The 22,129-nt window shown below is 61.8% G+C and carries 16 protein-coding genes and 2 pseudogenes; 15 read left to right on the forward strand and 3 right to left on the reverse strand.

Translation table 11 applies throughout. The annotated features are described in order from the left end of the window. Nucleotides 1-116: 116 nt before the first annotated feature. The 9 genes and pseudogenes from HAP47_RS07010 to HAP47_RS07050 all read left to right on the forward strand — a co-directional run bounded on the left by HAP47_RS07010 (nt 117) and on the right by HAP47_RS07050 (nt 16,294). Entirely contained in the window at nt 117-3,227 is a 3,111-nt protein-coding gene (locus HAP47_RS07010) for a class I SAM-dependent DNA methyltransferase (protein WP_207833205.1), read from the forward strand. 211 nt (nt 3,228-3,438) lie between these two features. Next, nucleotides 3,439-4,938, forward strand: coding sequence for an IS21 family transposase (gene istA, locus HAP47_RS07015; RefSeq protein WP_173638876.1), 1,500 nt, complete (start codon nt 3,439-3,441; stop codon nt 4,936-4,938). Further along, the gene (istB, locus tag HAP47_RS07020) at nt 4,938-5,801 is read left to right on the forward strand and encodes an IS21-like element helper ATPase IstB (protein ID WP_173638875.1); all 864 of its coding nucleotides are present in this window, start codon (nt 4,938-4,940) and stop codon (nt 5,799-5,801) included. Before istA ends, istB begins: the two co-directional genes overlap by 1 nt. Before the next feature lie 2 nt (nt 5,802-5,803). Further along, nucleotides 5,804-6,658, forward strand: a pseudogene (locus HAP47_RS07025) (ArdC family protein); the annotation flags it as partial. 108 nt (nt 6,659-6,766) lie between these two features. After that, nucleotides 6,767-8,884: a ParB/RepB/Spo0J family partition protein gene (locus HAP47_RS07030; RefSeq protein ID WP_173638873.1), complete on the forward strand. Its 2,118-nt coding sequence runs from the start codon at nt 6,767-6,769 to the stop codon at nt 8,882-8,884. 182 nt (nt 8,885-9,066) lie between these two features. Continuing rightward, entirely contained in the window at nt 9,067-13,389 is a 4,323-nt protein-coding gene (locus HAP47_RS07035; RefSeq protein ID WP_173638872.1) for a strawberry notch-like NTP hydrolase domain-containing protein, read from the forward strand. Continuing rightward, the gene (locus HAP47_RS07040) at nt 13,389-14,450 is read left to right on the forward strand and encodes a DUF7146 domain-containing protein (protein ID WP_173638871.1); all 1,062 of its coding nucleotides are present in this window, start codon (nt 13,389-13,391) and stop codon (nt 14,448-14,450) included. Before HAP47_RS07035 ends, HAP47_RS07040 begins: the two co-directional genes overlap by 1 nt. A 331-nt stretch (nt 14,451-14,781) precedes the next feature. Beyond that, nucleotides 14,782-15,705 carry a DUF2493 domain-containing protein gene (locus tag HAP47_RS07045; RefSeq protein WP_173638870.1) on the forward strand — a complete coding sequence of 308 codons (924 nt, stop codon included), beginning with the start codon at nt 14,782-14,784 and terminating at the stop codon, nt 15,703-15,705. Between the two features lie 139 nt (nt 15,706-15,844). Further along, nucleotides 15,845-16,294 carry a hypothetical protein gene (locus HAP47_RS07050; protein ID WP_173638869.1) on the forward strand — a complete coding sequence of 150 codons (450 nt, stop codon included), beginning with the start codon at nt 15,845-15,847 and terminating at the stop codon, nt 16,292-16,294. A 24-nt stretch (nt 16,295-16,318) separates the two neighbouring features. Here HAP47_RS07050 and HAP47_RS07055 read toward each other — a convergent pair. Continuing rightward, nucleotides 16,319-16,435 (reverse strand): annotated as a pseudogene (locus HAP47_RS07055) (DUF736 family protein); the annotation flags it as partial. 441 nt (nt 16,436-16,876) lie between these two features. Between HAP47_RS07055 and HAP47_RS07060 the strand changes: the two are divergent. Then, the gene (locus tag HAP47_RS07060; protein WP_006018714.1) at nt 16,877-17,197 is read left to right on the forward strand and encodes a DUF736 domain-containing protein; all 321 of its coding nucleotides are present in this window, start codon (nt 16,877-16,879) and stop codon (nt 17,195-17,197) included. A 63-nt stretch (nt 17,198-17,260) separates the two neighbouring features. On the opposite strand, the gene HAP47_RS07065 is transcribed toward HAP47_RS07060, so the two are convergent. Next, the gene (locus HAP47_RS07065; protein WP_050385492.1) at nt 17,261-17,488 is read right to left on the reverse strand and encodes a helix-turn-helix domain-containing protein; all 228 of its coding nucleotides are present in this window, start codon (nt 17,486-17,488) and stop codon (nt 17,261-17,263) included. A 210-nt stretch (nt 17,489-17,698) separates the two neighbouring features. Here HAP47_RS07065 and HAP47_RS07070 point away from each other — a divergent pair, with 210 nt between their 5' ends. The 5 genes from HAP47_RS07070 to HAP47_RS07090 all read left to right on the forward strand — a co-directional run bounded on the left by HAP47_RS07070 (nt 17,699) and on the right by HAP47_RS07090 (nt 20,228). Then, nucleotides 17,699-17,971: a hypothetical protein gene (locus tag HAP47_RS07070; RefSeq protein ID WP_050385509.1), complete on the forward strand. Its 273-nt coding sequence runs from the start codon at nt 17,699-17,701 to the stop codon at nt 17,969-17,971. 165 nt (nt 17,972-18,136) lie between these two features. Continuing rightward, nucleotides 18,137-18,331: a transcriptional regulator domain-containing protein gene (locus HAP47_RS07075; protein ID WP_173638868.1), complete on the forward strand. Its 195-nt coding sequence runs from the start codon at nt 18,137-18,139 to the stop codon at nt 18,329-18,331. A gap of 304 nt (nt 18,332-18,635) precedes the next feature. Beyond that, nucleotides 18,636-18,908, forward strand: a complete 273-nt coding sequence (locus tag HAP47_RS07080; RefSeq protein WP_231168953.1) for a DUF2285 domain-containing protein — start codon at nt 18,636-18,638, stop codon at nt 18,906-18,908. A 134-nt stretch (nt 18,909-19,042) separates the two neighbouring features. Continuing rightward, on the forward strand, nt 19,043-19,324 hold the full coding sequence (locus tag HAP47_RS07085; RefSeq protein ID WP_036006809.1) for a helix-turn-helix transcriptional regulator: 282 nt from the start codon (nt 19,043-19,045) through the stop codon (nt 19,322-19,324). 22 nt (nt 19,325-19,346) lie between these two features. Further along, the gene (locus HAP47_RS07090) at nt 19,347-20,228 is read left to right on the forward strand and encodes a replication initiator protein A (protein WP_173638867.1); all 882 of its coding nucleotides are present in this window, start codon (nt 19,347-19,349) and stop codon (nt 20,226-20,228) included. A 587-nt stretch (nt 20,229-20,815) separates the two neighbouring features. On the opposite strand, the gene HAP47_RS07095 is transcribed toward HAP47_RS07090, so the two are convergent. Beyond that, nucleotides 20,816-21,865, reverse strand: coding sequence for an IS110 family transposase (locus tag HAP47_RS07095; RefSeq protein ID WP_173638866.1), 1,050 nt, complete (start codon nt 21,863-21,865; stop codon nt 20,816-20,818). Between the last annotated feature and the right edge of the window lie 264 nt (nt 21,866-22,129).

Raw genomic sequence — 22,129 nt, forward strand, 5'->3', positions numbered from 1 at the left:
TTAAGGACCTCGAAAGGTCTCACCTCTCGTAGGCCAACTTCCGGTTGACTGCTAGCCGGGCAAAAGGAATGGTTGAAAGCGGCAGACCTGAACACAGGCGGCTGGGGAGTTGCGTTATGAGTATCAGTGACGGCGCTACCGCGCCGATAACGCCTGCTGCGTTCATAAGGAAATGGAAGAAGGCGTCTTTAACCGAACGACAAGCCGCCCACGAGCATTTCCTCGATCTTTGTGCGCTCTTCGGACATCCGACGCCAACCGAAGACGACCCTACCGGTGAGCGCTTCGCCTTCGAGAAAGGCGCTACAAAAGTTGGCGGAGGCCGCGGCTTTGCCGACGTGTGGAAGAGAGACCACTTCGCCTGGGAATACAAGCGCAAGAATGGAAACCTAGACGCGGCTCTTCTCCAACTCATTCGCTATGCACCCGCTCTTGAGAGCCCACCGCTACAGGTCGTGTGTGACGTCGACCGCTTTCGCATTCACACAGCTTGGACAAACACGGTCCCAACGACCTACGAAATCGAGCTCGAAGATCTGGCCGAGCCAGCCAAGCGCGAAATCCTCCGAAACGTCTTCCATGCGCCCGAGAAGTTGAAGCCGACAAAGACGCGCGCTGCTGTGACAGCGGAAGCGGCCGACAAATTCTCCACCATCGCCTCACGTTTGCGAGGCAAAGGCACAGCAGATGAGATCGCGCATTTCGTCAATCAACTCGTGTTTTGCTTTTTTGCCCAAAGCGTAAAACTTCTGCCCGATGGCCTATTTCCCAAGCTCCTACAGCGATCTACGCAAAATCCCGAGCGCGCGAAGAACTATCTCAACAAGCTCTTCGAGGCCATGGAGAGCGGCGGTGAGTTCGATCTCAATGACATTGCATGGTTCAACGGCGGTCTATTCGATGGCAGGCGCGCGCTACCGTTGGATGCCAGCGATATTGGACTTCTCGTAGCCGCGGGGAGTTTGGATTGGAGTCTGATTGATCCGACCATTTTCGGCACATTGTTCGAACGCTTTCTTGATCCTGATAAGAGAGCGCAGATCGGCGCTCACTACACAGATCAAGACAAGATCGCCAAGATCATTGATCCTGTCATTCTTCGCCCGCTACGCGCGGAGTGGGAGCTTGCCAAGCAAGAGATCACAGCGTTCCTGCGCGGCGAGCGCACTCCACCCATGCGCAAAAAGCCTCAGAGACGTATGACCAAGCAAGAGGCTGCCGAAGAGGCTCGGTCGCGATACCTCGAGCGCCTTCGAAACCTCCGCATCCTGGACCCGGCCTGCGGCTCTGGCAATTTTCTTTACCTTGCCCTCCAAGGCGTGAAAGACCTCGAGAACAAGGCCAACCTTGAGTGCGAGATACTAGGGCTCGAGCCGCGCTTGCCGGTTGTAGGGCCGGAGATCGTGCGCGGCATCGAAATCAACCCACTGGCCGCAGAGCTCGCCCGCACAACCATTTGGATCGGCGATATTCAGTGGCGTCTCAGAAACGGGATCCACGCCAAGCCTAAGCCGATCCTGCGAAAGCTTGACGCCATTGAAGGTCGAGACGCTCTGGTCGCGACGATTTCGACTCTCCTGAGTCACGGTAAGAGGGCAGGCGCCAAAGACCGGTCAGACGCGCAGTATGTGGAAGCGGATTGGCCTGAAGCTGAATTTATCGTCGGCAACCCGCCGTTCCTCGGCATACGGCTAATGCGACAGGCGCTCGGCGATGATACGGTGCAGCGCCTGTTTGAAGTTTATGATGGGCGCGTTTCGCGCGAGGCTGATCTCGTTTGCTATTGGTTTGAAAAAGCCCGCAAAGCTCTGATGTCCGGTCAAACTTCGCGGGTCGGTTTGGTCGCAACAAATTCGATACGCGGCGGAGCCAATCGTAAGGTTCTAGAGCAGATCGGGGCCGAGAGCCGCGTGTTCGAAGCATGGAGCGATGAACCATGGGTCGTTGATGGCGCTGCTGTCCGCGTGTCTCTTGTTTGCTTCGGGAAGGGCGACGACGCCTTGAAGCTTGACGGCGAACCAGTGGCCTCGATCAACCCGGACCTCAGCAGCACGATCGATCTCACCAAGGCGCGCCGTCTCGCCGACAACGTCGGCGTGGCGTTCATGGGAGATACTAAGGGAGGTGCTTTCGACATACCGGGAGAGCTTGCGCGCAAGTGGCTCAAGCTACCTCTTAATCCCAACGGCAGGCCAAATTCGGATGTGTTGCGACCATGGCGCAACGGAATGGACATGACGCGTCGCTCCCGCGACATGTGGATCATCGATTTCGGTTGGGAGATGTCGGAGCGCGAAGCCTCACTCTACGAAGCTCCATTTCAATATATCAAAGAGCATGTCCTTCCCGAAAGGTCCAAAAACAGACGCGACGCTTATCGCGAACGTTGGTGGCGTCATGTGGAGCCGCGCCCCGGTATGTGGAACGCGCTTAAGGGGAAAGATCGCGTCATCGTAACCCCCGAAGTTTCGCGGCATCGTGTTTTCACATGGTTATCGACCCAGGTCGTGCCTGATCACAAGCTGCAAGTTATCGCTCGTGATGATGATACAACTCTCGGCATTTTGCTTTCGAAATGGCATCTCATGTGGTCGCTTGGCGTTGGTTCGTGGCACGGCGTCGGCAATGATCCGCGATACACAATCAGCTCATCCTTTGAGACATTTCCGTTCCCTGGGGGGCTTACGCCGAACCTTCCTGCCGCGCGCCTCGGACGTGAAGCACGTGCAACAGCCATATCAAAGGCTGCGCGACGACTTGAGGAACTCCGCCAAGCCTGGCTAAACCCGGCCGGCCTGGTTCGAACTGAAGCCGAGGTGGTGCCGGGCTATCCGATGCGTGTTGTAGCTTCGGATGCGGCAGCAGAGAAATCGCTCCGCGAGAGGACATTGACCGAGCTTTACAATCAACGTCCGCATTGGTTGACCGAAGCCCACAGGGCTCTCGATAGCGCCGTCGCCTCGGCCTACGGTTGGCCATCGGACATATCAGACGACGACGCCTTGGCAAGCCTGCTGGCACTAAACCTTTCGCGGCGCGCGGTGGACCAGCTCTCGAAGAAGGGCCGAACTGTCAGCTCGGATGAAGATCGGCGCGCACCGCAATTCAAGCTGCCTATCTCCGGCGGCAAGCAGGTCAAGGCAGAAGCGACGAGAACCCAGACGCCTGCGAAAAATCGTTCGGCGACCACGAGCTTACGATCAAGGGGCCGCCGAAAATCCGCATAAACATGCGTAATACGGGCTCTAACCCTGCAATCGCCGTCTGATGATCAGGCCTCAACGACGTGAACATGGGAACGTTCAACCTTACCGAAAATCAGTGTGTCATTCGGCCTGCAATATTGACCCCCTAAGCCGGGGGATCGGCGTCCAAAATTGACCCCCTACAGATTGGTCTGTTGCGCTGCCTGCTTTGGAACGAAGCAGGTGGTGGGGGATGCTGATCGTGGAGACGATTGCCCGGATCCGCCGCGAGCACTTCATCAAGGGCAAGACGATCAAGGAGATCGCCCGTGACCTGAAGGTGTCGCGGAACACGGTTCGGAAGGTGCTGAGGTCGGGAGAGACCTCCTTCGAGTACGAACGGCAGGTGCAGCCGCGGCCAAAGCTGGGACGATGGGCAGTAGAGCTTGACGGATTGCTGGCGGCGAACGCGGCTAAATCGGCTCGTGAACAACTGACGTTGATCCGGATCTTCGAAGAGCTGCGCGGCCGCGGCTATGACGGCGGTTACGATTCGGTGCGGCGTTACGCCAGGCGGTGGAGCAAAGAACGCGGGCAATCGACCGCGGCCGCTTATGTCCCGCTGAGCTTTGCCCCAGGCGAAGCCTATCAGTTCGACTGGAGCCACGAGGTGGTCTTGCTGAGCGGCACCACGGTGATGGTGAAGGCTGCCCATGTCCGGCTCTGTCACAGCCGCATGCTGTTCGTGCGGGCCTATCCGCGGGAGACGCAGGAGATGGTGTTCGACGCCCACGACCGGGCGTTCGCCCTGTTCAAAGGTACCTGCACCCGCGGCATCTACGACAACATGAAGACCGCCGTAGAGACGATCTTCGTCGGTAAAGGGCGTCTCTACAATCGCCGCTTCCTGCAGATGTGCAGCCACTATCTCGTCGATCCGGTCGCCTGTACGCCAGCGTCGGGCTGGGAGAAGGGGCAGGTCGAGAACCAGGTCGGGCTGGTCCGGGAACGCTTCTTCACGCCGCGGCTGCGGTTCAAAAACCTCGACGAGTTAAACGCCTGGCTGCTCGACAAATGCATCGCCTACGCCAAGGCTCATCGCCATCCGGAGCTGGTCGATCAGACAATCTGGGCAGTGTTCGAAGCCGAACGCCCCAAACTCGTTCCCTATGCCGGCCGCTTCGACGGCTTCCATGCGGTGACGGCATCGGTCTCGAAGACCTGCCTGGTGCGCTTCGACAACAACAAGTACTCGGTCGCAGCCAGCGCAGTCGGACGACCGGTCGAGGTTCAAGCCTATGCCGATCGCATCGTGATCCGTCAGGATGGACGCATCGTTGCCGAGCACCCGCGATCCTTTGGCCGCGGCGATACCGTCTACGACCCCTGGCATTATGTGCCGGTGCTCGCCCGCAAACCCGGCGCCTTGCGCAACGGTGCTCCCTTCAAAGACTGGGTGCTGCCGGCCGCGATCGAGCGGATCCGGCGCAAGCTTGCCAGCACCGACGATGGCAATCGGCAGATGGTCGACATCCTCAACGCGGTGCTGACTGACGGTCTGCCCGCGGTGGAAGTGGCCTGTGCCGAAGCGCTCAGTCACAGCGTCCATTCCGCCGATGTCGTGCTCAATATCTTGGCCCGTCAACGTGAACCCGCCCCACCGGCCAACATCATGACGCCGGCCGCACTGACGCTCCGTCATGCACCGATCGCCGATTGTGCCCGCTACGACAACCTCCGGAGGACCATCTGATGGAACGAGCCCTAATCTTCGACCTCATGGGTGAACTCAAGCTCTACGGCATGAAGGCTGCCTTCGACGAGATCATGGCAACTGCCGTCAAGCGCCAGCACGAACCTCAGCGCATTGTCGGCGACCTGCTCAACGCCGAGATCAACGAGAAGCAAGCCAGGTCGATCAAATACCAGCTCACCATTGCCAAGCTGCCGCTTGCCAAGGACATCGCCGACTTCCAGTTCGACGGCACGCCGATCAATCAGACTCTCGTCAATGATCTCGCAGGCGGCGGCTTCATCGCCCAACAACGCAACGTCGTGCTGGTTGGCGGTACCGGCACAGGCAAAACCCACCTGGCCATTGCCATCGCCAGAAGCTGCATCCGATCCGGTGCCCGCGGCCGCTTCTTCAACGTAGTCGACCTCGTCAATCGCCTCGAGACCGAGACCCGCAACGGACGGCAAGGACGGCTCGCCGAGCATCTGACCCGGATGGACTTCATCGTGCTGGATGAACTCGGCTATTTGCCCTTCGCCCAGTCCGGTGGCCAGCTTCTCTTCCACCTCGTCAGCCGGCTCTATGAGCGCGCCTCCGTCATCGTGACCACCAATCTCGCCTTCGGCGAATGGCCAAGCGTGTTCGGCGACGCCAAAATGACCACGGCGCTGCTCGACCGATTGACCCATCACTGCGACATTGTCGAGACCGGCAACGATAGCTGGCGATTCAAGAGCAGAGACGACGATCACGCCACTCGCGCTCGTCTCGCCTCCGCTATCCCGGCCAGCTCCGACGAGACGAGCGCTACCAGCAAAGCTCGTCGCGCAAAGGGGTCAAAATTGGACGCCGATGAGGGGTCAAATTTGCAAGCCGATTGACACTACCGTGGGTGCAGCCTTGGGGCACCGCGGCGAAGGCCTCTTTGGCCATGCCGAAAAACGCCGCGACCGACCGCCAGTACAGCGGCATCAACGTTCTGATTCTCTGGGGGGCTGCCACCGAGCGCGCATTCACAGGTCAGAGCTGGCTTACGTTCCGTCAGGCGCTATCGCTCGGTGGTCACGTCCGCAAGGGCGAGCGCGGGACGACCGTCGTTTATGCCGATCGCTTTGTACCGGTCGATGAAAGGCGGCGCGCGAGCGAAACGGGCGACGAAGCGCAGGCCATCCCATTCCTCAAGCGCTTCACGGTCTTTAATACTGATCAATGCGACGACCTGCCTTCGGAGGTCACGACCACGGCGCCGCCTCCGCCGCTAGGCCTGATCGAGCCGCGGGTCGAAAAGCTCATCAAGGCGACCGGCATCAACTTCCGCATCGGCGGCAACCGCGCATTCTATGCGCTGGCAGATGACTATGTGCAGGTGCCTCCACCGCAAGCCTATTTTGAGCCGATCAACTGGCATCGAACCGCCTTGCATGAGCTGGCGCATGCCAGCGGACATCAGTCACGTCTCAACCGCGACTTGTCAGGCGGTTACGGTACCAAGAAGTATGCTTTTGAAGAGTTGATCGCGGAGATATCGGCTGCGTTCAGTTGCGCGTCGCTCGGTATCGTACCGACGGTGCGGCACGCCGACTATATCGGCTCCTGGCTCGAGGTACTGCGCGAGGACAATCGCGCGATCGTGCGAGCTGCCTCACAAGCCAGCAAGGTCGCAGATTATCTGCTTGGCTTTCTGCCGGACTCCGTTGTCGACGTGACGCCCGAGAGAGCGGAGCGGGAGGCAGCGTAAAGATCTCGCCGGTCGCTTCGGAAACGAGAGTGAGAGGTGAGATGCGGTTTTCGCGACGGGTTGGAGGCCGAGAGAGAGGCTCCCGGCCGCCCGTCGTGGAGATCAAACATGACGAAGGCTGTCCAAAAGATCACCCTGTCGCCCTCGCGGGACATCCCGTTCAACAAGCTGGCGCTCAGCCAATCCAACGTCCGGCGCGTGAAAGCGGGCGTCTCGATCGAGCAGCTCGCCGAAAGTATCGCCCAGCGTACGCTCCTGCAAAGTCTCAACGTGCGGGCGCTCGTGGACGCGGAAGGTAATGAGACCGGCATATTCGAGGTGCCGGCGGGCGGCCGGCGTTATCGCGCGCTGGAACTTCTCGTCAAGCAGAAGCGCATGGCGAAGACGCAGGCCGTTCCGTGCGTGGTGCGCGAGGGGGGCATCGCCGAAGACGATTCGCTTGCGGAGAATGACGAGCGGATGGGGCTTCATCCACTCGATCAGTTCCGGGCTTTCCAGAGCTTGAGTGGCGCCGGCATGTCCGAGGAGGATATCGCGGCTCGGCACTTCGTGGCACCGGCCGTCGTGAAGCAACGCCTCAGGCTGGCGTCCGTATCGCCAAAGCTGCACGATGTCTATGCCGAAGACGGCATGACGCTCGAGCAGCTCATGGCCTTCTCGGTCACCGCGGATCAGACTCGGCAGGAACAGGTCTGGGAGAATGTCAGCCGCTCGGGCTACGATGAGCCCTATCAGATCCGGCGGATGCTGACCGAAAATACCGTGCGGGCGTCAGATCGCCGCGTGCAGTTCATTGGGCTCGATGTTTACCAGCAGGAAGGTGGCGGCGTTCTCCGCGACCTGTTCGAGCACGATGATGGCGGCTGGCTTCAAGACGTCGCTCTGCTCGACCGTCTTGTCACGGAGAAGCTCAAAGCCGAGGCAGAAACAATTGGTGCGGAGGGATGGAAATGGATATCAGTCGCCATTGACTTCCCTTACGGTCACACGACTCGCCTGCGCGAGCTGGAAGGCCAACCTGTCGATCTCACCTCCGAGGAGCAGGCCACCATCGACGCTCTCAATGCCGAGCAGGGGAAGCTCGAAACCGAATATCAGGACGCGGATGAGCTGCCCGAAGTGGTCGACGAGCGTCTCGGCGAGATCGAAGCGGCGCTGCTGGCGCTCGAAGACCGGCCGAAAACTTACGATCCGGCCGAGATTGCCCGGGCCGGCGTCTTCGTCAGCATCGATTCCGAAGGACGGCTTTGCGTGGATCGAGGCTATGTCAGGCCGGAGGACGAGGCACCTGCGGCCGGCCTCGAGGTCGAGCGGGGCACAGATGCGTCGCCGACTGAAGGGCAGGAAGCTGGTGGCTCCGCACCGCGCCCAGCGATCTCGGTCGCCGGCGCAACGAACGAATCGGAGGAAGATGATGAAGACCCGGCAAGGCCCTTGCCGGATCGGCTCATCATCGAACTGACGGCGCACCGTACGCTGGCATTGCGGGATGCGTTGGCAGGAAATCCTGCGATCGCGTTCCAGTCGGTGCTGCACAACTTCGTGCTGACGGCCTTTTACCGGTTTGCTTCGTCCGGGAGCTGCCTCGAGATCGGGCTGCGCACGCCGACCTTTCCCGCTCAAGCTCCGGGGCTGAGGGAAAGCGTCTCGGCTAAGGCTGTCGAGGTGCGGCATGAGGCCTGGAAGGCACGGTTGCCGAAGAGCGAGCACGATCTCTGGGATGCGCTGACGGCTCTCGATGGTGATGCACAGGCATCGCTGTTCGCCCACTGTGCGTCCTTTGCGGTCAACGCCGTCTATGAGCCGGCCAATCGTTACAATCAGGGTCGCGGCTCAGCCCACGGCGTCCGCACGCGTCTTGACCAGGCCGACGTGCTTGCGCGCGCTGCCGGACTCGACATGGTGCAGGCTGGCTGGAGACCGACCGTCGACAACTATCTCGGCCGAGTCACCAAGCCTCGCATTCTCGATGCGGTGCGGGAAGCCAAGGGCGAGTCGTCGGCGCAACTGATCGACCATCTGAAGAAAGGTGACATGGCCAAGGAGGCCGAGCGACTCCTGGATGGCTCGGGCTGGTTGCCGGAGCCACTGCGTCTCGTCGACTCCAGCCCATCTTCGGTGGGGCCGGAAGGTGAAGCGGGCCCGTTGCCGGAATTCCTCGCCGGCGGGGAGGATCCGGACAACGCCGGCGACGATGATCCGCAACAGCTCGACGCTGCGGAGTAATATCGTCGGTGGGTGGCTTCGGCCGTCCCGCGGTTGTTTGGGGACCGGCGTGCGACGCCGGTCCCCATTTTTATTGAGAGCGAATGAGAGGGAGAGTCTGGCCGGGAAGGGTTTGAATCGCCGCGGTCTTGAGGAGAGCGCCGGGCGGTTCGACCCGTTCCTGCTCTCCGAAAGAAATCCCCATGACCGAATCTCTCGCCGGCGGCGCTGCCGCTGCGCCGCTCTCGATGCGTGCCGCTGCAACTATCACCTCCGCTACGGTCAGGGCTGCGCGACAGCTCTTGACCGATATCGAACGCGGCCGTCGCATCGATGCCGCGGTCCTGCGTGGCGCCATGGAGGCTGCCTTCGGCGCCTCGGACGCGGCCGGTGCCTGGAATTGGAAGACCGCCTATGACGCCTGCGAGGCGGCAACCGTTCTATTCCTTCGCAAGTTCGGTCCGGCCATGCGGACCAAGGTTGGTTCGTCGGCCGCGATGCTGCCGATGCTTGCGAAAATCGCGAGCTGTCTGCCGACCCATACGCGGCGTTCCGAGGACAGCCAGGCGCTTCAACAATTCTCGACGCCGATCCCGCTGGGACTGGCCGCATGTACCGCAGCCGCCGTTACACCGGCCGACCGCGTTTTGGAGCCGTCCGCCGGGACAGGCTTGCTCGCCATTTTCGCCGAGCTCGCCGGCGGCGCTCTGGTGCTGAACGAGTTAGCCGAGTCCCGCGCGGCCTTGCTCGATCAGCTATTCGCACACGTCAAGGTCACGCGGTTCGACGCCGCCCAGATCGATGATCATCTCGATGTAGGCGTCTTACCGAGCGTCGTCTTGATGAACCCGCCGTTCTCGGCGTTGGCGAACGTTGATCGACGGATGGCGGACGCGGCGCTCCGGCACATCGCTTCGGCCTTGGCGCGACTCTGCGACGGTGGGCGTCTGGTCGCCATCACCGGTGCAAGCTTTGGGCCGGACAATCCGGCATGGCGAGATGCCTTCGTTCGCCTTCAGGAACGCGGGCGAGTTGTTTTCTCTTCCGCGGTCGGTGGAGCTGTTTACGCGAAACACGGAACTCAAACCGACACAAGGCTGCTTGTGATCGACAAACAGCCCGCGGCGGACCCGAACGTCTTGCCGGCCTCGCTCGGCATCGCGGGCGATGTCGCGACCTTGCTTGACTGGGTAACTCAGCATGTGCCTCCGAGGTTGCCTGTTGTCGCCCCTGTCGTGATCGACGTCGGCAGACACCCCGTGAAGTCACGATCCCTCGGCGCTTCCGCGCCACGCCTATCCTTTACTTCGGGCGTCGCCGCGCCAGAAGGCGAAGAGCTCGCATACGAAATAGTCGAATGGTCGCCGCCGGAAGGTGCCCGGCTTACCGATGCGCTTTATGAGGAACACGGATTGCAGTCGATGCGCATTCCGGGCGCGCATGCGCATCCGACCAAGCTCGTGCAGTCGGCTGCAATGGCATCCGTCGCGCCGCCAAGACCTTCCTATCGGCCGCATCTGCCAGCCAGTCTCGTGGCAGATGGCATCCTGTCGGACGCCCAGCTCGAAAGCGTTATCTATGCCGGCGAAGCTCATTCTGAATTTCTCGCGGGCTCCTGGACAGTTGATGCGACCTTCGACGTCGTGGCGGCCGCTCGCGAGGACGCAGAGAACGCCATCCGGTTTCGCCGCGGCTGGTTCTTGGGCGATGGCACCGGTGCGGGTAAGGGGCGCCAGGTCGCCGGCATCCTGCTCGACAACTGGCTCAAGGGCCGCCGCCGTGCGGTCTGGATCAGCAAATCAGACAAGCTGATCGAGGATGCACAGCGCGACTGGTCGGCGCTCGGCATGGAACGGCTGCTTGTGACGCCGCTCTCGCGCTTCCGTCAGGGCACCCCGATCCGGCTTTCGGAGGGCGTCCTATTCGCCACCTACGCTACGCTACGGACCGATGAGCGCGCCGAAAAGCTTTCGCGCGTGCGGCAGATCGTCGATTGGTTGGGCTCCGACTTCGACGGAGTGATCGTCTTCGACGAGAGCCATGCCATGCAGAACGCGGTCGGGGCCAAGGGCGAGCGCGGCGACCAGGCGGCCTCTCAGCAGGGGCGTGCGGGCCTGAGACTCCAGCGCGCCCTACCAAATGCTCGCGTGGTTTACGTCTCCGCGACGGGTGCGACGACAGTGCACAATCTCGCCTATGCCCAACGCCTCGGTCTATGGGGCGGCGCCGACTTCCCGTTCGCTACCCGGGCCGAGTTTGTCGAGGCGATTGAGGAGGGTGGAGTCGCGGCCATGGAGGTGCTGGCGCGAGACCTCAAGGCGCTCGGTCTCTACGCCGCCCGCTCACTCTCCTACGAGGGCGTCGAGTATGAACTCATCGAACACCAACTCACGCCGGAGCAGGTTCGCATCTATGACGCCTATGCCGATGCGTTCAGCATCATCCATAACAACCTCGACGCCGCAATGCGGGCGGCCAACATCACCGGCGAAACCGGCACCCTAAACGGACAAGCAAAATCGGCGGCACGATCCGCGTTCGAAAGCGGCAAGCAGCGCTTCTTCGGGCACCTATTGAACTCGATGAAGACGCCGTCGCTGATCTGCTCGATCGAGCGCGATCTCGACGCTGGCCACGCCGCCGTCATCCAGATCGTTTCGACGGGCGAGGCGCTGATGGAACGCAGGCTCGCGGAGATCCCGACCGAGGAGTGGGGCGACGTCCGGGTCGACATCACTCCGCGCGAGTACGTGCTTGACTATCTCGCCCATTCCTTCCCGGTCCAGCTCTATGAACCCTTCACAGATTCAGAGGGCAACCTCTGCTCGCGGTCTGTTTATCGTGACGGCCAACCGGTCGAGAGCCGGGAGGCGGTTGCCCGCCGCGACCGTCTGATCGAGAAGCTTGCCTCGCTCACGCCAGTGCCTGGCGCGTTGGACCAGGTCGTGCAGCGCTTCGGCACCGACGTGGTCGCCGAAGTTACCGGCCGCTCGCGCCGCATCGTTCGCAAGGGCGACCGGCTGGTGGTCGAAAACCGAGCCGGTTCTGCCAACCTCGCCGAGACCTCTGCCTTCATGGACGACGTCAAGCGGATCCTCGTGTTCTCGGACGCGGGCGGCACCGGTAGGAGCTACCATGCCGAACTGTCGGCTCGGAATCGTCGTCTGCGGGTCCACTATCTGCTGGAGCCCGGCTGGAAGGCGGATGCCGCGATCCAGGGCCTCGGCCGCACCAACCGGACCAACCAGGCGCAACCGCCGCTGTTCCGTCCGATCGCGACCGACGTGAAGGCCGAGAAGCGCTTTCTCAGCACCATTGCCCGGCGGCTCGACACGTTAGGAGCCATCACGCGCGGCCAGCGCCAGACCGGAGGCCAGGGCCTGTTCCAGCCCGAGGACAATCTCGAGAGCCAGTATGGGCGTGACGCGTTGCGTCAACTCTACACGCTGCTTGCGCGCGGCAAGGTCAATGGCTGCTCGCTCGATAGGTTCGAGGATGCAACCGGCCTGAAGCTGACCGATACCAGCGGGCTCAGGGAGGACCTGCCGCCGATCACGACCTTCCTGAACCGGCTGCTGGCGCTCACGATCGAGCTTCAGAATATCCTGTTCACCGTCTTCGAGCAGCTATTGATTGCTCGGATCGAGGGCGCCGTCGCATCGGGCACCTACGACATTGGGCTGGAAACGCTTCGCGCCGAAAGCTTTATCGTCACGGACCGGAGGACGATTTATGCGCATCCGCGCACTGGCGCCGAGACCCGGCTTCTCACGATTGCCCAACGCCTGCGCAACCATCCTGTGGGGTTGGATGGCGCTCTAGCTCGTCTTTCCGATCGTCATGCCGTCCTGCTGATCAATGAGCGATCGGGACGATCCGCCATTCAGGTGCCGGCGGCGAGCTTTATGCTCGACGACGGCGAGATCGAACGACGCGTCCGCCTGATCCGGCCGATGGAGCAGCACAGCGTCTCGCTCAACATGATGGCGGAAAGCCATTGGATCGAAGCCGACCGCGAGCGTTTTGCCGCCGCCTGGCTGGCGGAACTCGCCGAGGTACCCGAGTTCACGGAGAGTACAATCCATGTTGTAGCGGGCCTGCTGTTGCCCATCTGGAAGCGGCTGCCGAACGAATCCACCCGTGTGTATCGGCTCCAGACAGACGCGGGCGAGCGGATCATCGGCCGCAAGGTCTCGGCTACCTGGGTCGCAAATGTCCTTGCGACGGACGCGCCGGGGCTGACCCCGGATGCCGCTTTTGTCGCGTTGATGGAGGGACGGACAGTCCTCGACCTTGCCGAGGATCTCCAGCTTCGCCGTGTTCGGGTGATGGGCGCATATCGCATCGAACTGTCTGGGTTCAACGACACGATGCGCGATCGACTCCGGGCTTATGGCCTCTTTGGGGAGATCATCTCTTATAGGCTGCGCATGTTCGTACCCACGGATGCGAGCGGCGTTGACATCCTGTCGAAGGTGCTCGACGGCTATCCGGTCGCGCGCATCAGTGAGCGGGAGGCCGCGTGATGTCTCACGATGCCTTCGAGCTGGCCCGCGGCCTCGCACGCGAGGCCGAGGCGGTGTGCCGGTACTATCTTTCTAATGGTAAAAGGGCGGGTCGATATTGGGTGGTCGGCGACGTCCACAACACGCCGGGCCGCTCGATGTTCGTGCGGCTCCAGGAATCGCGGAAGGGACCGGCCGGCAAGTGGACCGATGCCGCGACTGGAGAACATGGCGATCTCCTCGACATCATCCGCGAAAGCCTGGGTCTGCGCCACTTCCGTGAGGTGGCCAAGGAGGCGAGGCGCTTTCTCAAACTACCTCGTACCGAGCTGGAGTCCGCATCGAAACCCGAACGATTAGCAGTACCAACCGGATCGCAACAAGCTGCCCGTCGACTCCTTGCTGTATCTGGTCCGATCGAGGGGACCGTCGTTGAAGCGTATCTGCAGCGCCGGGGAATCGCCCGCATCCATCATGGTGGCAACCTACGATTCCACCCGCGCTGCTACTATCGGCCCGACGAGAGCCTGCCGACTGAATCCTGGCCGGCGATGATAGCCCCGGTCACCGACCTCGATGGACGGATCACCGGCGTGCACCGCACCTGGCTCGATCCGGACGGCTTTGATCGCGTACGGCTCGGCAAGGCTCCAATCGATACGCCACGACGGGCCATGGGCGACCTGCTCGGCAACGCCGTTCGGTTCGGCGTGGTGGACGACGTGCTCGCTGCCGGCGAGGGTATCGAAACCATGCTTTCGCTGCGCTGTGTGCTGCCGACAATGCCGATGGCGGCCGCACTTTCGGCCAATCATCTCTCGGCCATGTTGCTGCCGCCTGGCCTGCGCCGCCTCTACATCGCCCGCGATGCCGATGCTGCCGGGGATGCGGTTCAGGCCGTTCTGATTCAGCGTGCAACAGACGCTGGCATTGAAGCGATTCCGTTGTCGCCTCGGTTGGGCGACTTCAACGAGGATCTGCACATCTTCGGTTTCGACGCCCTCCGAGCAGCCTTGCGGCTTCAGCTCGTACCAGAGGACGTCGTTCGCTTTCTGCATTCGTCTATGGCGGTCGTAGAATAATTCCCGCTGTTCGATCGACGTTGATAGGTCGGTCATAGACGACCAATACCGGAAGAGGACGCGACCACGGCCTTCTAGGGGGCGATCGGACGGCAAGCGGCCCGGGCCTACAATGGCTGCGTCCGGCTATTTTCCGCCGCGCGCCAGCGATGAGAAGACACATCATACGTTCTGGCGAGCGCGCTTTGCATCGCGAAGCAAAATAGCCGCCCTTCGCCATCCTCCGCTGCCGCTTCGGCCCTTTCGGGTTCTGGCCCGTTCCGCCCGCCGTCTGAGTGATCGCCACGAAGGCCGCGATGGGCGCGGCCGATCCGGCAAAGGACCTCGTCCCATGACCGACCATGACGACATCGAACCGGCGCACGCCTCGTCTCCAACCGATCACGTCCTCAGCGAATTGCAGCTCTTCGGTTATCGTCCCTTCGACGACCAGCCCGATCCACGGCCGCTTCCTGAGGGCAAGATAATCACCGGCGCTGTCGCCGATATCTTCGACGCCCTCGTTGCGACTATGAGCGATACGCGGCTTGAGCCAGACCTCGACGAACTCCTTTGGTCAACCGTCAACCTGTTTCATCGCGCCGTCGACCGGATCGAACGCCAGCTCGACGACAACGAACAGGCACAACAGAAGAGCCAGCGTGAGCAGAACGGCTCCGAGGTGCGATCGGTGGAACTCGAGCGTCTGACGGCCGAGGGCATCACGCTCATCGAGCGCCGCAATTGCTTGGAACTCTTCCGCGACCAGGCGATCGAACGATTTGAGGTCCACACCGGCTTATCCTGGCGTCCTCGATCTGGATCACTGGTCAACCACCGCACGCTGATCGCAGCGATGATCGACTCCCGCGACTTTATCGCTGCCAAGCGTCGTTCCGAGACCGAAATCATGCTGCCGCCGGGACCGAAGATCGCACTCACCGGTGGGCTCGACTTCAATGACCACCACCTCATTTGGGATCGACTCGACAAGGTTCATGCCAAGCATTCCGACATGGTCCTGCTCCATGGCGGATCGCCCAAGGGCGCCGAATTGATCGCCTCCAAATGGGCGACCAGCCGCAAGGTGCCACAGATCGCGTTCAAGCCCGATTGGACAAAGCACGCCAAGGCGGCGCCCTTCAAGCGCAACGATGCGATGCTCGAACTCCTGCCGATTGGCGTCATGCACTTCCCGGGCACTGGAATTCAGGACAACCTTGCCGACAAGGCGAAGCGCCTCGGGATCCCCGTTTGGAAATTCGGCGGCGCGTGAGCGCCGTCTTGCTCAACTAAGACCGTCAAGATGGAGTTGCACGTCGCAACTCCGCCTCGTTTTGATAATACCTCCAAGGTTGCGCCGCGGTGGTGGTGGGAGGCGCGAGCGTTACATCTATGCGCACGGAGGAACCACCATGCTTGTCCTTGGGCTTCTCCTCAACACCGTCGGTATCAGTTTGTTCTGCTGGCTGATCTTTGCGCTGGCGGTCTATGCCCTGCCGTTTTTCGTCGCGGTGAATATGGGGATGATGGCGTTTCAGAGTGGTGCCGGCCTCTTTGGCGCGTTGCTTATCGTAACGGCCGGCGGTGCGCTGACGCTCGTCCTCGGCCAGGTCGCCTTTGCTGTTACTCGGTCCTCGGCCTTGCGCATTGCGATCGCGACAGCATTTGCTGTCCCCGCCGCCGTTGCCGGCTATCATGTCGTATTTGTCCTGTCCCATATCGGGGTGCCTTCGTTGGCTTGGCGTGAGATCTTCGCTTGTCTCGGCGCAGTTTGCATTGGCGTTACGTCATGGACGCGCTTGATGGTCTTGGCGAAGCCCCGCCCGTTCGAGCCGGGTGGGGTGGTGGAAAACCCGTCCTAACCGGTTCTTACGGCCGCATGGCCCGAGGAGATGACCGTTTTCCGCCTCATCGTCGAACGGGTGCGCGTAGATCGGCGCGTTGAACGAGGGGTCGTCGAGCTTGAGTGAAAGGTAATCGTGGCCCTCTTCGAAACTCCTCGATCAAGCTTGCTGGCATTCGGTCTGGCCCACGCGGCCGCGGCAGAGCGATGTTACCTTCGATCGGTTCTTGGGAGACGATGCCGCCCTTTGCAGGAGATTGTTTCTCTTTCCCCGCTGAATCGTTCCGACCTCTTGTTCATCAAAACCGAGATTGCCACGCTTCTCCAGAGATTGTGGTTCAGCACGCGGACCCACGTGGCCTCGTTGATGGCTTGATGTGGCCGAAGACCGGCTTCGCATCGATCGTCTGAGCCGCAACGCCGTTGATGCGACTTTCTTCCCCTGGGCTTCGCCCATTCCTCGCGAGACAAGAAAGTCGCCACAACGACGTCCTCCGCTGCGCTACGGCCCGCGAGCGGGTGCGTCGCCGATCGTCCTCGGCCCTAGATCGCCATCGAGGCCGCGGTGGTCGCGGGCTCGAAACACAACAGGAGAAGTGACATGGCTAACATCGGTTCTTTCAAGAAGGTCGGCAACGAATTCCAGGGCGAGATCGTGACCCTGAGCCTGAAGGCCAAGGGCGTCCGCATCGTCGCCGAGACCAATCGATCCAACGACAACGCTCCCAGCCACCGCATCTATGTGGGTCGTGCGGAGATCGGCGCGGCCTGGTCGAAGCGTTCCGAAGAGGGCCGCGACTACCTCTCGCTCAAGCTCGACGACCCCTCGTTCAACGCGCCGATCTACGCGAACCTGTTCGACGACGAAGGCGGTGAAGGCTACACCTTGCTCTGGTCGCGGCCGCGCAAGACCGGCGAGTAAGAGCGCCCCACCAAGCCCCGCCCGGTCCGCCGGGCGGGCGCTTCGCGGCCGGCCTGAAGGGGCTTACGATTTGCTAAGCCGCGCAGCCTTTTTGAGCAGGTCCCCAGGTTCGACCCCCAATGCTTCAGCAATTTGTCCGAGCACGGTGACGCTTGCTGATACATCGCCGCGCTCGATGGCGCCGACGTAACGGGCGCTCAAACCCGCGCGCTCGGCCAACTCCTCCTGCGTCATTTGTAGATCGTGGCGTTTCCGACGCAGGTTCACAGCCATGATCTCTTTGAGATCCATGGCGATATGGGAACTGAGCCAGAACGATCGTTCTAGGAACGATCGTTCCTATTCGTGTTCGAACATGCTATCGAGTATGGCGGCGCTACGCGCGCGACCGAACTCGGCCGCCGATCTACCGAACGAATATTCAGGATTCCAACGGGAAGCGGAGGTCTGGATTGCGACCAAACCATGGCGTAGCTTATAGGCGTTCTAAAAGCGGGTATGATGCAGAAGCCATCCCTAGATCCAGACGTAGCTGACAGTGCGCCGAACGAGCCGCTGCTGACGGCCTATGACGAACAGCATGTCGTCACGTACATGCGCCTCCTGCAGGCGGAGGGCGAGGGGGCGGACTGGCGCGAAGTGACTCGAGTAGTCTTGCATATGGACCCAGAGCGAGAGCCGGACCGTGCGCGGAGCGCATATCAGAGTCATCTTGCGCGCGCCAAATGGGTGACTGAGCAGGGCCGCCTATTGCGTGGCACCGCCTCCAAATAGAAGAAAAAAGCCGGCCGACGACTTGCAGGCAGAACAATTTTCTTTTGCTAATCAGTGGTCATTCCGGTGCACCACGTGGTGCCAAAGTAGGGGCTTCCTACAACCGCTTCGTTCATACCTATTGCGCCGCAATCGTTGTTAGCTGAGTGCAATGGGACGGAAGCAATGCCTGAATTCGACTGGCGGTCGCCGGATTCCTACAAGAGCCTACAAGACGCCGAAATCACCGACATCGCCTGGGAATGTCTCCGCCGCAACGCCGACTATCGGCGTGAGTACGAGGTGATGATTGCCAATAGCCAGAACGGCGAGGTGACTGAGGAATTCAGGAGGAAATGGGGCATCTGCTTTCGCCCATGACCCGCGGCGGTCCTTCGATGAGCAGACGATCTTTTGGGCGCCTGAGGTTTTAGCGGCGGTCGTTCCGGTCAAGGTGACCTGGGTCGCCGATCGCAGTTCAGCATCTCAACCGCTGCTCGACCTTGCGAGAGGTCAGGTCCGGCGCGCCGTCGACGGCTGGCATGCCGTGCTGCGCATCGGTGCGGTGGATCACCGTGTTTGGTTTAAAGAGCCGCCGGTGCTCGGTGCGTCCTACGCGGCTGAGCTGCCATTTGACCGCGATTTCGATGCGCGTGCGTATGCAGCCCGACGGCTTTGGCGCGCGATGAATGGACGCGTGCCAGGTCCTGCCTTTCATCAACTGTCCAAACAGCGGCGCGAACGTCTGAGCGCCGCGATCCGCGCGCTCGATGCGCATAGCGCCGGCGGCAGTTATCGCGTTATCGCCGAAGCGCTGTTCGGCAAGAAGCGCATTCCCGATCGCGCCTGGAAGACGCACGACCTGCGCAATCGAACGGTCCGCTTGGTGCAAGGCGGCCTCGCGTTGATGCGCGGTGGATACCGCAAACTTCTGCGGCCCGGGCGCAAGGACGAATAGCGTCAGTTGCCGAGGGGTGCCGAAAATCGCCCTTTCCATATTCGGCATCCCCCTCCGATATCGCGCTTCTCCATGATGACCGCACACACGCCGGCCTAGCCAAGCGTAGTGCGCTGTCCTCCTGGAGTTCTCAAATGCCCGATCCGATGGCCGGTCTTCCCCCGCGATTCCTGCGTACACCTGAGGCGGCGCGCTATCTTGGCCTGTCCGGCCGCACGCTGGAGAAGCACCGCACGTACGGTACTGGGCCCACGTATCGGAAGATCGGCGGACGTGTTGTCTACGCCGTCGATGACCTGAAAGCGTGGGCCGACCTCGGCGCCAAGACGTCGACGTCTGACCCCGGGAAGGGGACTGTGCTGCCCGCCAAGAAGCATCCGGCCCTGCGCCCGTATGCAGGCCAGGAACGTCGCTGATCACCACGGAAGGACTGTGATCATGCGGCGCAAACTCCATTCCGAGCGCGATCAGCTTGAGCTCTTCCGGGCGCTGCCCGGCGACCTTGCGCCCCGCGACGCGCAGGATCTGATGGCTTATCCATTCTTCTCGCTCGCAAAGAGCAAGCGGATCGTGCCGATCAACTTCCGCGCCGGTGCGATCGCAATTCGTGTCGAAACCGTGCCGGAACACGGCATGGCGACCATCTGGGATGCAGACGTTTTGATCTGGGCCGCGTCCCAGATTGTCGAAGCCCGGGACGCCGGCTTGAAGACGTCGCGCCTGATGGCTGCAACGCCTTACGAGATACTGACGTTTGTCGGCCGCGGCACCAGCGCGCGCGACTATGACCGGCTCAAGGCGGGTCTCGACAGGTTGCAGTCAACGACCGTGCTGACGTCGATCCGTCAGCCGGCAGAACGGCGGCGGCATCGCTTCTCCTGGATCAACGAGTGGAAAGAGACGGCCGATGCAAATGGACGTCCATTTGGGCTCGAACTGATTCTGCCGGATTGGTTCTATGCCGGCGTTATCGACGACGCCCTGGTGCTGACGATCGACCGCGCTTACTTCGACCTGACGGGTGGACTTGAGCGCTGGCTTTACCGCCTCGTGCGCAAGCACGGCGGACGCCAGGAAGGCGGCTGGAGCTTTGACCTTGTGCATCTCCATGCCAAGTCCGGCATTCTCTCGCCGCTCAAGCATTTTGCGTACGACGTGCGCCAGATCGTCCAGCGCCAGACATTGCCCGGCTATCAGCTCGTGCTCACGCGCGACCCGAACGGCATCGACCGCCTGAACTTCACGCCAACGCCTGTTGCTCCCTTAACGGCCCGCCTGGGTCGGCGCGGTCTCATTCCAAATTCGGAGGACAACCTGTGAATCAGCTCGTGCTATCGGGGACCGCAACCCTCGTGCTATCGGGGACCCGATCCTCGTGCTATCGGGGACCGGAATCGGACTTAAGCGCTTGTTTTTCCGCGCTTTCCGGCTGCTCTAACTTTACTAACGTACTGACACTAACTTCTTGTTGTGAATCAGCACGTTGTGAACAAGTCGGTCGCGCATGCAGCGAGGATGCTTCATGCATCTACTCTCTCACGCGCAAAGCTTCGCTGCAATGCGATTCTTGTCGCCACTGCACGCGCGCAAATGCGATCGCGCGCAAAATCACGCGATCACCAGCATCGTCGTCGCCGCATTGCGCTCGTTACTTTCCCTTGCGGCAGCTCGCTCGTCGAGGAGAACTCGCTAACGTCCGTGGTTGGCACCAAGACCACCACATGCCGGAATCTGGAGAATGGGCGGTCAGGCTAACCAGCGCCGTGCATGATGGCTTCAAAGGTGTGCATGAAGCCGCCGGCAAGAAAAGTTGCGATCTCGCCCAAATCCCCGTCTCCTCGGGAGACGCCGCTCCGCCGTGGCGGAAGGAAAAGGCGCGCGTGGAAGCGGCCGGGTCGCGGAGGCCCTTACATCGCCGCAGCGACCCGGCCGCGCTTGCCGCCGGCGCCAAACCGGAACGTCGTGCCATCGATCCAGATCTTGTGCAGCAGCACGGCGAGCGCGCGTGCGACCGCGGTCGCGGCGCGCTTCAGACCCTTCTTCCTGGCGAGCCGCAGGCCCCACAGCCGCAGCTTAAAATTCTTCGGAATGCGCGTCAGGATCGCGATCGCTGCCTCGTACAGCATCGCCCGCGTCAGCTCGTCGCCGCATTTGGAGATGCGGCCAACGCGGTCGGTTTGTCCGGATTGGTAGCGCCGCGGCGTCAAGCCAAAATGCGCACCAACATTGGTCGATCTCTTGAATCGCGTCGGATCATCGACCGTGGCGCGGAACGTCAGCGCCACGAGTGCGCCGACACCGGGGACCGTCATCATCCGCCGCACCGCGCTGTCGCTGCGCGCCGCCGCCAGGGCCAGGCGATGCAGTTTGGCCAGCTGCAGCCGCATCGCAGCTCGCGCGTCCAACAGCGGCGCGACGATCGCCTCCAGTTCCTTCTTCCCGGCCATGATCTCGCGCACCCGTGCGTCAAAGCGGCCGACCGAGATCTCGCCGACTTTCAGGCCGAACGGGCGCAACAGGCCGCGGATCATGTTCTCCATGTCCAGCACCTTGCCGAGCATCGCCTTGCGCCCGACCAGCAGCGCGCGCAGCGTTTGCGCACCCTCCGACTTGACGTGCACCGCACGGAACCAGCCGGTCCGCATCATCTGCGCGATGCCTTTCGCGTCATTCCGATCGGTCTTGTTCAGCATGGCGTTCAGCGCCGCCTTGGCATGCCGGGTCTCGATGCAGATCACCGGGAGGCCCTTTTCGGAAAGCGCCGTGAACAGCCAGGCGCTGTACGAGAACGCTTCCAGCCCGACGCGCTTGAGGTGGATTCCCCATTCCGCCAGGAACAGCTCGATCGCGTCCGGATTGGTCTCGAGTTTCACTTCCCGGACCACCTTGCCGTCGCCGTCCACCACGCAAATGTTGGTCGCCTCCAGCGACACGTCGAGCCCTGCATAGAAGTCCATCATGCGCCTCCACCGCTGATCGCCGGCACGCACCACGCGTTCCGTTTGCGAATCGCTGTGAAGCATTTTCGCAGCAGCACGGCCGGCGAGGGGGCACCGGTCAGTACCCCGGCTAACCAGAAATCCTTCGGATTTCTTCTAACGGACCAGGCGGAAAGCCGCGTTGGCGGCGCCCGGAAACGGCGGTCCCTCAGTCTAGCTCGCCCTTGCGGGCCACGCACACTCTCCGCCGAGCCTCAAGCTCACGGCTACCAGCTCCAGCGT

This window comes from Bradyrhizobium sp. 41S5, from assembly GCF_011516665.3.
Taxonomy (GTDB): Bacteria; Pseudomonadota; Alphaproteobacteria; order Rhizobiales; family Xanthobacteraceae; genus Bradyrhizobium; species Bradyrhizobium quebecense.

What these genes read in the sequence shown, in the direction of transcription:
- HAP47_RS07080 (WP_231168953.1), top strand. Translation starts at nt 18,636, where the DNA reads ATGAATGGACGCGTGCCAGGTCCTGCCTTTCATCAACTGTCCAAACAG.
- HAP47_RS07085 (WP_036006809.1), top strand. Translation starts at nt 19,043, where the DNA reads ATGCCCGATCCGATGGCCGGTCTTCCCCCGCGATTCCTGCGTACACCT.
- HAP47_RS07030 (WP_173638873.1), top strand. Translation starts at nt 6,767, where the DNA reads ATGACGAAGGCTGTCCAAAAGATCACCCTGTCGCCCTCGCGGGACATC.
- istB (WP_173638875.1), top strand. Translation starts at nt 4,938, where the DNA reads ATGGAACGAGCCCTAATCTTCGACCTCATGGGTGAACTCAAGCTCTAC.
- HAP47_RS07010 (WP_207833205.1), top strand. Translation starts at nt 117, where the DNA reads ATGAGTATCAGTGACGGCGCTACCGCGCCGATAACGCCTGCTGCGTTC.
- HAP47_RS07095 (WP_173638866.1), bottom strand. Translation starts at nt 21,865, where the DNA reads ATGGACTTCTATGCAGGGCTCGACGTGTCGCTGGAGGCGACCAACATT.
- HAP47_RS07045 (WP_173638870.1), top strand. Translation starts at nt 14,782, where the DNA reads ATGACCGACCATGACGACATCGAACCGGCGCACGCCTCGTCTCCAACC.
- HAP47_RS07065 (WP_050385492.1), bottom strand. Translation starts at nt 17,488, where the DNA reads ATGGATCTCAAAGAGATCATGGCTGTGAACCTGCGTCGGAAACGCCAC.
- istA (WP_173638876.1), top strand. Translation starts at nt 3,439, where the DNA reads ATGCTGATCGTGGAGACGATTGCCCGGATCCGCCGCGAGCACTTCATC.
- HAP47_RS07070 (WP_050385509.1), top strand. Translation starts at nt 17,699, where the DNA reads ATGCAGAAGCCATCCCTAGATCCAGACGTAGCTGACAGTGCGCCGAAC.
- HAP47_RS07050 (WP_173638869.1), top strand. Translation starts at nt 15,845, where the DNA reads ATGCTTGTCCTTGGGCTTCTCCTCAACACCGTCGGTATCAGTTTGTTC.
- HAP47_RS07090 (WP_173638867.1), top strand. Translation starts at nt 19,347, where the DNA reads ATGCGGCGCAAACTCCATTCCGAGCGCGATCAGCTTGAGCTCTTCCGG.
- HAP47_RS07040 (WP_173638871.1), top strand. Translation starts at nt 13,389, where the DNA reads ATGTCTCACGATGCCTTCGAGCTGGCCCGCGGCCTCGCACGCGAGGCC.
- HAP47_RS07075 (WP_173638868.1), top strand. Translation starts at nt 18,137, where the DNA reads ATGCCTGAATTCGACTGGCGGTCGCCGGATTCCTACAAGAGCCTACAA.
- HAP47_RS07060 (WP_006018714.1), top strand. Translation starts at nt 16,877, where the DNA reads ATGGCTAACATCGGTTCTTTCAAGAAGGTCGGCAACGAATTCCAGGGC.
- HAP47_RS07035 (WP_173638872.1), top strand. Translation starts at nt 9,067, where the DNA reads ATGACCGAATCTCTCGCCGGCGGCGCTGCCGCTGCGCCGCTCTCGATG.